The following is a 12,410-nucleotide window of genomic DNA, read 5'->3' on the forward strand; positions in this document are numbered from 1 at the left end:
TGCAGCATGTCGCCGACCTTGCCCAGGGCGCCTTCGGCGGTCTGAGCGAGGGAGATGCCGTCGTTGGCGTTGCGGGCGGCGACGTTGAGGCCGCGCACCTGGCTGTTCATGCGCTCGGAGATGGCCAGGCCGGCGGCGTCGTCCTTGGCGGAGTTCACGCGCAGGCCCGAGGACAGGCGCTGCATGGAGGTGGCAAGCGAACTGGCCGAGCCACTCAGGTTGCGCTGAGCGGTCATCGACATCACGTTGGTGTTGATGGTGGTCATGGTGGTGTCCTTTGAATGAGGGTCGTCGATCAGCGCAGCAGGGACAGCACGTTCTGCGGCGCCTGGTTGGCCTGCGCGACCATGGCGGTGCCGGCCTGTTGCAGGATCTGGGCGCGCGACAGGTTGGAGGTCTCTTTCGCGAAGTCGGCGTCGACGATGCGCCCGCGCGCGGCGGAGAGGTTCTCGCCGGTGATGTTGATGTTGGCCACGGCGTTCTCGAAGCGGCTCTGCAGGGCACCCAGGTCGGCGCGCGAGCTGTTGATCGAGTCGATCGAGGTGTCGATCACCTTCATCGCGAGCTGGGCGGCGCCGAAGCTGTTGATGTCGATGTCGGTCAGTGCGAAGTCGGCGTCGGCGTAGGTGGCGCCGCCGACGTCGCCCGTCGGGGCGGCCGCGAAGGAGCCGCCAAACTCCGTGCCGTCCAGCGTGCGCGAGGACGAGAACACCGAGTAGCCGGTCACAGCGCCCGCGGCGTCGTATTCGATCTTGGCGAAGATGTCCGTGTCGGACGACTTGGCGTTGATCGCGTCGACGATCTGCGAGGTGCGCTGTTCGTTGGTGGTGGCGGCACCGATGGGGCCCAGGTCGATGGCGTTGCCGGCCGCGTCTTCGATGGTCAGGTCGCCGGCGGCCAGGGCCACGCCGTCGGTGGCGTTGGCGGTTTCCACGTCCACCGCGATGACATCGGAGGAGCTCACCGTGGTGGTGCCCAGGGTGTCGGACTTGGCGGACACGATGGACTCGATGGCGATGCCTTCACCGGCGTTGGCGCCGACCTGGAAGGTGGCGTTGGCAAAGGTGCCGTCCAGCAGCTTGGTGCCGTTGAAGCTGGTGGTCTTGGCCACGCGGTCGATTTCCTGGCGCAGCTGCGTCACTTCGGACTGCAGGGCGGTGCGGTCATCGGCGTTGTTCGAGGCGTTGGCCGACTGCACGGCCAGCTCGCGCATGCGCTGCAGCATGTCGCCGACCTTGCCCAGGGCGCCTTCGGCGGTCTGAGCGAGGGAGATGCCGTCGTTGGCGTTGCGGGCGGCGACGTTGAGGCCGCGCACCTGGCTGTTCATGCGCTCGGAGATCGCCAGGCCGGCGGCGTCGTCCTTGGCGGAGTTCACGCGCAGGCCAGAGGACAGGCGCTGCATGGAGGTGGCGAGCGAACTGGCCGAGCCACTCAGGTTGCGCTGAGCGGTCATCGACATCACGTTGGTGTTGATGGTGGTCATGACGGACTCCTGTGAAGGGCTTGTTGAAGGCAACCGGCGCGGCGGCCGGATCACGAACCGCGATCCGTGGCCCGTTGCCTGGGTGTTTCGGCCAGGCCGTCGATTACTTGAGTCCGCAGGCACCTGGCCCTAAAACAGAACGGGCGGTGGATGTCCACCGCCCGTCGCGCTTTTCAAGCCGCACTTCGCCTCATCACCCGGTGTTCCTGTTCCACATCGTGATCTGTTGCGTGATGTACGCGTTGAGCGAGTTCAGGCGCGCCACGTTGGCGTCCATCGCGTTGTAGTAGGCCAGGTAACGCGTCTCGGCGCGCGCCGCGCGATCCACCACCTTGTCCATTTCCTTGTTGGTGCGCTTGATGCTGGCGTTCAGCGATTCGGTGCGGTTGCTGATGGTGCCACCCGACTCGACGAGGCCATCGGCGAAGGCGTCGAGCTTGAGCCCGAAGCCGCGCTTCGTGGGGTCGTCGCTGGTGGCGCCGAAGAGCTTGCCCAGCTCGGCGGGCTTGTCCAGCGCGGCGTCGAGCTTGGTGCTGTTGATGCTCATCTTGCCGTCGGACTTGATCTCGATGCCGATGTCCAGCAACTGCGTGAACTCGCCGCCGGGCGTGCTCGATCGCATCATGCTGCGGATGGCGTTGCGCAGGCCCGTGGCGGTGCTGTCACCCTGCAGCGAGCCGGCGACCTTGGTTTCCGGGTCGTATTTGGTGGTCGTGGCCAGCAGGTCCATGACCGCGTTGTACGCGTCCACGAAGCCCTGCACGGTCTTCTTCATCGCGTCCTTGTCGTTGCTCACGGTCACTTCCACGGGGCCCGTGGTGACCTTCTTGAGCTCGAAGGTGAGGCCGTCGACGCTGTCCTTGACGGTGTTGGTGGCCGATTCGATGGCCACGCCGTTGATGGTGAGCTGCGCGTTCAGGCCCGCCTGCGTGAGCGAGGTGGGCGAGCCCGCGCCGGTGTAAGCCAGGCGCCCGAGGTCCTTGCCATCGCCTGCGTCCGCATCCGTGGCCTCGACCTGAAAACCCATCTCGGCACCCGTGGCCTTGGAGCGCAGCAGCAGCCGTTCGCCGTTGGCGTCCTTCAGCACGGTGGCGGTGACGCCTGCGTCCGACTCATTGATCTGTTTGGCGATGTCGGCCAGGGTGTCCTTGCCTTCCTCGACCGTGATCTCCACCGGCGTCTCGCTGCCGGCCACGAAGCTGCCGCTGCCCCAGTTGCCCAGGGTGATGGTCAGTGTGCCCGCGCCCATGCCGCTGCCCGCGGTCACGGCGGCGCTGGAGGTGTTCTGTGCCTGCGCCAGGCGCTGCACCTCGAGCGAAAAGCCCGTGGGCGCCGTGCCCGCGGCCACCGTCACGCCCAGCGATTCGGGCAGCGAGGAGGTGGCCTTCACGGCCTTGAAGGCGTTCGCCTCGGCCAGCTTGGCGCCCGCGTCGCCCAGCGTGGTGACGAGCGAGCTGATGGTGCCGTAGATCGACAGCTTGCTCTGCGCCTTGTTGACCTGCGTCTGCAGCCCCGTGAGCGGCGCGCGTTCCAGCGCCACGAGCTGCGCGACCATTTCCTTGATGGGCAGGCCGGAGGCCATGCCGGGTGAAGTGATGGTCGCCATGCGGTTCCTTCGGGGTCAGTGGTGGGTCAGCGTCCCAGCAGCGACAGCACGTTCTGCGGGATCTGGTTGGCCTGCGCGACCATGGCGGTGCCGGCCTGCTGCAGGATCTGGGCGCGCGAGAGATTGGAGGTCTCTTTCGCGAAGTCGGCGTCGACGATGCGCCCGCGCGCGGCGGAGAGGTTCTCGCCGGTGATGTTGATGTTGGCCACGGCGCTTTCGAAGCGGCTTTGCAGGGCGCCGAGGTCGGCGCGCGAGCTGTTGATGGCGTCGATGGCGTTGTCGATGACCTTCATCGCGAGCTGGCTGTCGCCGAAGTTCTCGATGTTGATGTCCTCGAGCGTGAAGGGCGCGGCGGTGGGCGCGGTGGCGACCACGGTACCGACGTCGGCGGCGGCGCCGGCCAGGCTTTCCAGGGCCTCGCCCGCGCCAGTGGCGAGCGCGCGGTCCGAGAAGATCTCGTAGCCCGTGGTGGCGCCCGTGGCGTCGAGCACGGGGCGCGCGAACACGCCGGTGTCGGAGGACTTGGCGTTGATGGCGTCGATCACCTGACCGGTGCGCTGCGCGCCGGTGGTGGCTTCACCGATGGGGCCCAGCGGGATGGCGTTGCCATCGGCGTCAAGGATTTCCAGCGTGCCGGCGGGCACGGCGGCCAGCACGGCCGGGGCCACGGGGTCGGCCAGGTTGTTGATGGCGGGGGTGATGTTGAAGTCGGTGGCGCCGATGTCGTCCACGCGGGCGCTGACGATGGATTCGATGGAGATGCCTTCACCGGCGTTGGCGCCGACCTGGAAGGTGACGTTGGCGAAGGTGCCGTCGAGCAGCTTGGTGCCGTTGAAGGCGGTGGTCTTGGCCACGCGCTCCACTTCCTGGCGCAGCTGGGTCACTTCGGCCTGAAGGGCCTTGCGGTCGTCGGCGTTGTTGGAGGCGTTGGCCGATTGCACGGCCAGTTCGCGCATGCGCTGCAGCATGTCGCCGACCTTGCCGAGGGCGCCTTCGGCGACCTGGGCGAGGGAGATGCCGTCGTTGGCGTTGCGGGCGGCGACGCTGAGGCCGCGCACCTGGGTGTTCATGCGCTCGGAGATGGCCAGGCCGGCGGCATCATCCTTGGCGGAGTTGACGCGCAGGCCCGACGAGAGGCGTTGCATGGAGGTCGCGAGCGACCCCGCCGACGTCGCCAGGTTGCGCTGGGCGGTCATCGACATCATGTTGGTGTTGATGGTGGTCATAACTCACTCCTGTGATGGACTGGAAGGGTTGACCCGGGACACTCCGGGTCTCACCGTCACTGATCGCCGCCCTGGCTGGCCTGGCGACGAACTCCATCGGGAAGCTCGCTCCGTCAATTTCGGTGATAGCCGCGAATTCTTTAGATTTGTCCGATGGGGAACGGGCGGATAAGCGGTGCCGAACATCGGCTGTTCTTGGCTTTGCCTGGGGTTGCGCCGGGTTTTCGGTGCGCCCTTTTCGCTCGTGGCACCTCGCGGGTTTCGCTCGTGGCACCTCGCGGGCTCGCGGCCACTGGGTGCCCTGCTCCGCGAATGTCCTCCGGACGGCTGGCTGCGCCGTCCTCCCCCTTTATTTCGCTACGCAGGGCACCCGAGCGCCGATGACCGGACCCACCGGAGAAGAACCGCGCAAACCCTCGACCGACGGCTCCCGAGCGGTCATGAGCGTGAAAAACCGCAATAACTAAAACCTAGGTTGTAGGCATTGCGCCGACACCCCCTACCGGTATTCCCGACAGCACGCACAGACGTTTCCCGATTCAAGTTTGTTCACCACTCGACACAATTCCTCACATCGGGTCAGCAAACGCAACGCAAACGACCCTCAACCGACGACCGACGTGTTTAAGGAGTGAGTGATGGACAGCGAACAACTTCTGGCCGAGATCCGCGAAGCCAACCTGACCTACCTGATGCTGGCGCAGAACCTGATCCGCAAGGACCGCGCCGAAGCCCTGTTCCGCCTGGGCCTGACCGAGGAAGCCGCCGACCTGCTGGCCATGCTCTCCACCGCCCAGCTGCTCAAGATCGCCTCCAGCAACATGCTGCTGTGCCGCTTCCGCGTCGACGACGACCTCGTGTGGAACCTGCTGACCAGCCACAACGTGAAGAAGGTGGACAACAGCACCACCACCCAACTGCACGCCAGCATCCTCATGGCCGGCAAGTACGCCGAGTCCATGGCCGCCACGGCGCACTGATACCCCTTACCTGTAACAGACGAAGCGCAGGAGCACGAACATGGCCGCTGGCAAAAGCATTCTCAACGAGTCGCGCGACATCGAACGCGCGGTGGCCCTGATCCAGCTGGGCGCGCGCCTGCAGGTGCTGGAGTACGAGACCAGCCTGTCCTACGAGCGCCTGCTGCGCCTGTACAAGGAAGTCGCGGGCAAGAGCCCCTCCAAGGGACAACTGCCGTTCTCCACCGACTGGTTCCTGACCTGGCAGCCCAACATCCACGCTTCGCTGTTCCTCAACATCCACGAGTACCTGTCCAAGTCCAGCGCGCTCGAGGACATCGACACCGTCATCAAGGCCTTCCGCCTCTACAGCGAACAGATGACCGCCAGCGCCATCGAGCCGCTGCTGTCCATCACCCGCGCCTGGCGCCTCATCAAGTTCGTCGACAGCGGCATGCTCACGCTGACCAAGTGCTCCTGCTGCGGCGGCCACTTCGTCACCGAACCCTACGAGAACGCCCGCCACTTCATCTGTGGCCTGTGCCAGCCCCCGGCCCGCGCCGGCAAGGGCAGCGCCGCCGGTTCGCTGCGCTTGCACTGAGAAAAAACACACCCGCGCCGTCAAAGCCGGAAAAGGGCCCCTGCGGGGGCCCTTTTCGCGTTTCTGGCGATCTTCATCGCCCCTAGAGTCGGTCGATAAGTCCTGTATCCATTCATTCGACCAAGAACATGTTCGTCATCATCGGCTTCGTGGTCTCGATGCTCTGCATCTTCGGCGTGTTCATCGCGCACGGAGGCAACATCGGCGTCGTGCTCAAGGCGCTGCCGTTCGAGATGACCACCATCCTCGGCGCGGCGCTGGGCGCCTTCCTCATCAACAACCAGATGAAGGTGGTGAAAGCCGCCTTCAAGGGCATGGCCGGCTGCTTCAAGGGCAGCCGCTACACCAAGGAGCGCTACCTGCAGTTGCTGGCGCTGCTCTACGACCTGCTGCAAAAGGCCCGCAAGGAAGGCCTGATGGCCATCGAGCAGGACGTGGACAACCCGCACGAGTCGGCGGTGTTCCAGAAGTACCCCACCATCACCGCCGACCACCACGTGGTGGAGTTCATCACCGACTACCTGCGCATGATGGTCTCGGGCAACCTGAACGCGCACGAGATCGAGTCGCTGATGGACAGCGAGATCGAGACCCACCACCAGGAAGCGCACGCGCCCGTGGCCGCCATCGGCCGCCTGGCCGGCGGCCTGCCGGCCTTCGGCATCGTGGCCGCCGTGCTGGGCGTGGTGAACACCATGGGCTCGGTGGGCCAGCCGCCCGCCGTGCTGGGCGCCATGATCGGCTCGGCCCTGGTCGGCACCTTCCTCGGCATCCTGCTGGCCTACGGTGTGTTCGAGCCCCTGGGCGGCCTGATGGACCAGAAAGTGGAAGAGAGCGGCAAGGAGCTGCAGTGCGTGAAGACCACGCTGCTGGCCAGCATGCAGGGCTACGCCCCCGCCACGGCGGTGGAGTTCGGCCGAAAGGTGCTGTTCAGCGATGTGCGCCCGACGTTCACCGAACTCGAAGGCCATGTCAAAGGGAAGAAAGCGTGAGGATGCGTCATGGCGGGTGATGGAAAGAAGCTCCAGCCCATCGTCATCAAGCGGGTGAAGAAGGCGGGCCACGCGGCGCACGGCGGCGCGTGGAAGATCGCCTACGCCGACTTCGTGACGGCCATGATGGCCTTCTTCCTGCTCATGTGGCTGCTGGGCTCCACCGCCAAGGGCGACCTGGAGGGCATTGCCAGCTACTTCGTCAACCCGGTCAAGGTGTCCTTCCTGGGCGGCGACGGCACCGGCAACAGCAGCAGCATCATCCCCGGCGGCGGGCGCGACCTCTCGGCCGCCACCGGCCAGCGCGACTCGGGCGACACCGAGCGCACCGTCAAGCAGATCGGCGCCCAGATGGCGCGCGCCGAGCTCGCGCGCCAGGACCAGGAGCGCATCGACGCGCTGGAGCGCAAGATCAACACGCTGATCGAGACCGACGGCAAGCTGGGCGAGTACCGCTCGCAGATCCGCATGGTCAAGACGCCCGACGGGCTGCACATCCTGATCGTGGACGACCAGAACCGGCCGATGTTCGACACCGGCAGCGCCCTGGTGAAGCCCTACATGCGCGACATCCTGCACGCCATCGGCCGCTCGCTGGGGGGGGTGGAGAACCGCATCTCGCTGGCCGGGCACACCGACGCCAAGCCGTATGGCAGCGGCGAGCGCGGCTACAGCAACTGGGAGTTGTCGGCCGACCGCGCCAACGCCTCGCGCCGCGAGCTGGTGGCCGGCGGCCTGCCCGACGACAAGCTGCGCCGCGTGGAAGGCCTGGCCGCCAGCGTGCCGCTGCTGCCCGAACAACCCTTGGATCCGAGCAACCGGCGCATCAGCATCGTGATCATGACGCGCGACTACGAGGAGCGGATGTTCCCGCCCGCGCTGCCCGCTGCGCCCGTCTTGGGCCAGGGCGACGCACAGGCCCCGCGGGCACCGGCCGGGCCCAGCACCCCTGCCGCGCCCGCGACGTCTTCCTTGGCGCCCGCCACGGCTGTGGCCGCCACGACCCTACAGATTTCGCCCGACCTGACGAAAACAACCGAGACGAGCACGCGCTGAGCGGCCCGATCCTTTCCGACCCCCACCTCCGCGGAGGCTGCCATGTCCACGCCGATGAAATTCCTGATCGTTGACGACTTCTCCACCATGCGCCGCATCGTGCGCAACCTGCTCAAGGAGATCGGCCACGCCGATGCCGATGAGGCCGAGGACGGCGCGATCGCGCTGGGCAAGCTCAAGGCCGGCAACTTCAACTTCGTCGTCACCGACATCAACATGCCGAACATGAACGGCTTCGAGCTGCTGGCCGCGATCAAGGCCGACGAGAAGCTCAAGCAGTTGCCGGTGCTGATGGTGACGGCCGAGGCGCGCAAGGAAGACATCGTGCTGGCGGCGCAGAACGGCGCGGCCGGCTACATCGTCAAGCCTTTCACCAAGGCCACGCTGGAAGAGAAGCTCGCGAACATCTTCAAGAAGCTGGGCCTGTAAGGGCATCGGGAGAACAAGGTCATGAACGACACCCCCGATACCCCCGGCACCAACCCCGACATGTTCCGCAAGCTGGGCGCGATCACGCGCCAGCTGCACGACGCGATGAAGGAGCTGGGTTACGCCGACAAGCTGCAAGGCACGGTGGAACAGCTGCCCGATGCGCAGAGCCGCCTGACCTACATCGCCAAGCTCACCGGCGAGGCCGCCGAGAAGGTGCTGAGCCAGGTGGAAGAGGGCAAGAAGGAGCAGGAGCAGCTCGCGCAGCGGGGCCGCGAACTGGCCGACACCATCCGGCGCGTGCCGGCGCTGGCCAAGGCCATGCCCGAGCTGCTGGAGTGGTCCACCGACGTGGTGGCGCTGGCCGAGAAGACCGACGCGCGCCTGACCGAGATCATGATGGCGCAGGACTTCCACGACCTCACCGGCCAGGTGATCGCGCGCGTGGTGGGCCTGGCGGGGACGATCGAAGAGCAGTTGCTGGGCCTGCTGCTCGAGTCGGTGCCGACCGGGCAGCCGGGCCAGGACAAGGCGCACGAACTGGCGGGACCGGTGGTGAACGCCGAAGGCCGTACGGACGTGGTGACCAACCAGCAGCAGGTGGACGACCTGCTGGCCAGCCTGGGTTTCTGATCCCGGGGAAAAGCGCGGTTTCGCCGCGCCTTATCGCCCTTTAGTTTTTCGCTCCCGTTTCCACAATCAGGCTCACTTCCCCGAGCCTGACCGATGGATTCCTCGAGCCAAGACAAGAACCTGCCCGCGACACCGCAGCGCCTGAAGAAGGCGCGCGACGACGGCCAGGTCGCCCGCTCCAAGGACCTGTCCAACGTCACCGTGCTGGGCGGCGGCATGCTGGTGCTGTTCGCGCTCGCGCCCGCCGGTTTCGCCCAGTTGCGCGACGCGCTGGCCAGCCAGCTGCGCTTCGACAACGCCAGCGTGCGCACGCCCGAGCTGATGCTGCAGCGCCTGTCGGGCAGCACCGCGCAGGCGCTCATGGTCTACCTGCCGCTGGGCCTGCTGGTCGTCGCACTGGCCATCGCGGCCCTGGTCGCGGCGGGCAGCTTCGCCTTCAGCACCAAGCCCATCGAGCCCAAGCTCAGCAACATCAGCCCGCTGTCGGGCTTCAAGCGCCTGTTCTCGCGCCAGCAAGTCATCGAGACCTTCAAGCTGGTGGGCATCACCGCCGTGGTGCTGCTGGTGGCCGGCCAGTTCATCGTCAACCACGCCGAGGCCTTCGCCACCCTGCTCATGCGCCCGCTGGAGGCCGGCATCGGCCAGCTCGCGCAATGGCTGGCCGTGGGCGTGGGCCTGCTGCTGCTGGTGATCGGCGTGGTCGCCGCCATCGACGTGCCCACCCAGCGCTTCCTGCACAAGCACCGCCTGCGCATGTCGCACGACGAGATCAAGCGCGAGCACAAGGAAGCCGAGGGCGACCCGCACGTGAAGGGCCAGCGCCGCGCGCGCCAGCGCCAGCTCGCGCAGCGCCAGAGCATCCGCGCCGTGCCCAAGGCCGACCTGGTGGTGATGAACCCGACCCACTACGCCGTGGCCCTGCGCTACGACGAGGCCACCATGACCGCGCCGCGCGTGATCGCCAAGGGCACGGACCTGCTGGCGATGAAGATCCGCGACGTCGCCAAGGCCAACGCCGTGCCCGTGCTGCAGTCGCCCATGCTGGCGCGCGCGCTGTACGCCCACGCCGAGATCGACCAGGAAATCCCGGGCGCGCTCTACACCGCCGTGGCCCAGGTGCTGGCCTGGGTGTACCAGTTCAAGGCGGCCATGAACGGCCAGGGCCGCATGCCGGCCGACCCGCAGCCGACGGTGCCGCCCGAACTCGACCCGCATTTCAAGAAAAAGCCCCAGGAGGCTGAGCAATGAACGCCCTGCAGCAGTGGTTCAAGCGCAATGGCGCGCTGGCCGGTGGACTGGCCGCGCCCATGCTGGTGATGACCATCCTGTCCATGATGGTGCTGCCGCTGCCACCGTGGATGCTGGACACCTTCTTCACGCTCAACATCGCGCTCTCGCTGGTGGTGATGATGGTGGCGGCCTACATGCGCCGCCCGCTGGACTTCTCGGTCTTTCCCACGGTGCTGCTGCTCACCACGCTGCTGCGCCTGTCGCTCAACGTGGCCTCCACGCGCGTGGTGCTGCTCGAAGGCCACACCGGCCCCGGCGCGGCCGGCGAGGTGATCGAGGCCTTCGGCCACTTCCTCATCGGCGGCAACTTCGCCGTCGGCCTGATCGTCTTCGTGATCCTGGTGGTGATCAACTTCATCGTGATCACCAAGGGTTCGGAGCGCATCGCGGAGGTGTCGGCGCGCTTCACCCTGGACGCCATGCCCGGCAAGCAGATGGCGATCGACGCCGACCTGGGCGCCGGCCTGATCGACGAGAAGGAGGCCAAGCGCCGCCGCGCCGAGGTGGGCGAGGAGGCCGAGTTCTTCGGCTCCATGGACGGCGCCTCCAAGTTCGTGCGCGGCGACGCCATCGCCGGCATCCTGATCCTGATCATCAACGTCATCGGCGGTTTTGCCATCGGCATGGTGCAGCATGGCCTTTCCGCAGGTCAGGCGGCGGACAACTACATCCTGCTGGCGGTGGGCGACGCGCTGGTCGCGCAGATTCCCGGCCTGCTGATCTCGGTGGCCGCGGCCATGGTGGTCTCGCGCGTGGGCAAGGACGAGGACCTGGGCCAACTGGTGGCGCAGCAGATGTTCCTGTCCTCGCGCGTGCTGGGCATCGCCGCGTCGGTGCTGTTCCTGCTGGGCGTGATTCCGGGCATGCCGCACCTGTTCTTCCTGCTGTTCGCGGCTCTGCTGGGTGGCCTGGCGTACTGGCGCCGCCAGCAGGAACTGGCGCCCAAGCCCGAACCCGGCGCCGCCGCCGCGGGCTCGCCCGCCAACGACGGCGAGGCCACCTGGGACGACCTGCAACCCGTGGACCTGCTGGGCCTGGAACTGGGCTACCGACTCATCGCGCTGGTGGACAAGAACCGCCAGGGCGATCTGCTCACGCGCATCAAGGGCGTGCGCAAGAAGTTCGCGCAGGACGTGGGCTTCCTGCCCCCGCCCGTGCACGTGCGCGACAACCTGGAGCTGCACCCCAGCGCCTACCGCATCACGCTGCGCGGCGTGGTGGTGGGCGATGGCGAGGTCTTCCCCGGCATGTGGCTGGCCATCGACCCCGGTGGCATCAACACGCCCCTCATCGGCACGCCCACCACCGACCCGGCCTTCGGCCTGCCCGCGCACTGGATCGACGAGCGCCAGAAGGAAACGGCGCAAATGGCCGGTTTCACCGTCGTTGATTCCGAGACCGTGCTGGCGACCCATCTTTCACACTTGATGCAAGTCCAGGCGGCCAAGTTGCTGAGCCGGACGGAGACCCAGGAACTGGTCGAACACGTGACCCGCCTGGCCCCCAAGCTGATCGAAGAAGTCGTGCCCAAGATGGTTTCGGTTGCCACCTTCCAGAAAGTGCTCCAGCTGCTGCTGGAAGAAGGTGTGCACGTGCGCGACATCCGCACCATCATCGAATCGATCGCCGAGCACGCCGTGCACGTGACCGAGCCCCACGAACTGGCCCGCCGCGTGCGCATGGCGCTGTCGCCGGCCATCGTGCAGCAGATCTACGGCCCGGTGAAGGAGCTCGAGGTCATCGCCATCGAACCCGGCCTGGAGCGGCTGCTGATGCAGGCCCTGTCCGGCCAGAACGCCGGCGCGCTGGACCCTGGCGTGGCCGAGATGCTGAGCCAGTCCGCGACCGACATCGCCAACAAGCAGGAGGAGAAGGGCGTGCCCGCCTGCCTGCTGGTGCCCGACGCCATCCGCAGCGCCATGGCGCGCCTGCTGCGCCGCGCCGCGCCGCGCCTGCAGGTGCTGGCGCACAGCGAGATTCCCGAGACCCACCTGATCCGCATCGGCCCCATCCTGGGCCAGCTTGCCGCATGAACAAGAAGCACCCCCGCCACGCTTCGCGTGACCCCCTCAAGGGGGCGGCACCTGCGGCCCGGCAAAGCCGGTTCCGTGGTGCCCCCCGGTTTGCATCCCTAG

General features: G+C 67.0%; 11 protein-coding genes and 1 pseudogene. 8 read left to right on the forward strand and 4 right to left on the reverse strand.

What is annotated here, in order from left to right; translation table 11 throughout:
- The 4 genes and pseudogenes from VLG41_RS14355 to VLG41_RS14370 form a co-directional block, all read right to left on the reverse strand.
- Positions 1-266: pseudogene (locus VLG41_RS14355) on the reverse strand (flagellin); the annotation flags it as partial.
- Between the two features lie 29 nt (positions 267-295).
- A complete protein-coding gene (locus VLG41_RS14360) occupies positions 296-1,483 on the reverse strand; it encodes a flagellin (RefSeq protein WP_325350080.1) in 1,188 nt (395 codons plus the stop codon).
- A 193-nt stretch (positions 1,484-1,676) separates the two neighbouring features.
- Complete coding sequence (gene fliD, locus VLG41_RS14365) at positions 1,677-3,089, reverse strand: flagellar filament capping protein FliD (protein ID WP_325350081.1); 1,413 nt, start codon at positions 3,087-3,089, stop codon at positions 1,677-1,679.
- A 26-nt stretch (positions 3,090-3,115) separates the two neighbouring features.
- Entirely contained in the window at positions 3,116-4,315 is a 1,200-nt protein-coding gene (locus tag VLG41_RS14370) for a flagellin (protein ID WP_325350082.1), read from the reverse strand.
- A gap of 638 nt (positions 4,316-4,953) precedes the next feature.
- Between VLG41_RS14370 and flhD the strand changes: the two genes are divergently transcribed.
- The 8 genes from flhD to flhA all read left to right on the forward strand — a co-directional run bounded on the left by flhD (position 4,954) and on the right by flhA (position 12,308).
- Positions 4,954-5,295, forward strand: coding sequence for a flagellar transcriptional regulator FlhD (flhD, locus tag VLG41_RS14375; RefSeq protein WP_325350083.1), 342 nt, complete (start codon positions 4,954-4,956; stop codon positions 5,293-5,295).
- A 40-nt stretch (positions 5,296-5,335) separates the two neighbouring features.
- Entirely contained in the window at positions 5,336-5,875 is a 540-nt protein-coding gene (gene flhC / locus VLG41_RS14380) for a flagellar transcriptional regulator FlhC (protein ID WP_325350084.1), read from the forward strand.
- 128 nt (positions 5,876-6,003) lie between these two features.
- Positions 6,004-6,867, forward strand: coding sequence for a flagellar motor stator protein MotA (gene motA, locus VLG41_RS14385; protein WP_325350085.1), 864 nt, complete (start codon positions 6,004-6,006; stop codon positions 6,865-6,867).
- A gap of 9 nt (positions 6,868-6,876) precedes the next feature.
- The gene (motB, locus tag VLG41_RS14390; protein ID WP_325350086.1) at positions 6,877-7,923 is read left to right on the forward strand and encodes a flagellar motor protein MotB; all 1,047 of its coding nucleotides are present in this window, start codon (positions 6,877-6,879) and stop codon (positions 7,921-7,923) included.
- 42 nt (positions 7,924-7,965) lie between these two features.
- A complete protein-coding gene (gene cheY, locus VLG41_RS14395) occupies positions 7,966-8,352 on the forward strand; it encodes a chemotaxis response regulator CheY (protein WP_009516291.1) in 387 nt (128 codons plus the stop codon).
- 21 nt (positions 8,353-8,373) lie between these two features.
- Positions 8,374-8,985 (forward strand): protein phosphatase CheZ, encoded by a 612-nt coding sequence (locus VLG41_RS14400; protein WP_325350087.1) that lies wholly within the window; start codon positions 8,374-8,376, stop codon positions 8,983-8,985.
- A 93-nt stretch (positions 8,986-9,078) separates the two neighbouring features.
- Positions 9,079-10,233, forward strand: coding sequence for a flagellar type III secretion system protein FlhB (locus tag VLG41_RS14405; protein ID WP_325350088.1), 1,155 nt, complete (start codon positions 9,079-9,081; stop codon positions 10,231-10,233).
- Positions 10,230-12,308 carry a flagellar biosynthesis protein FlhA gene (gene flhA, locus VLG41_RS14410; protein WP_325350089.1) on the forward strand — a complete coding sequence of 693 codons (2,079 nt, stop codon included), beginning with the start codon at positions 10,230-10,232 and terminating at the stop codon, positions 12,306-12,308. Before VLG41_RS14405 ends, flhA begins: the two co-directional genes overlap by 4 nt.
- Positions 12,309-12,410 lie beyond the last annotated feature (102 nt).

Origin of the sequence: Hydrogenophaga sp. (assembly GCF_035481345.1) — a bacterium.
Classification (GTDB): Bacteria; Pseudomonadota; Gammaproteobacteria; order Burkholderiales; family Burkholderiaceae_C; genus Hydrogenophaga.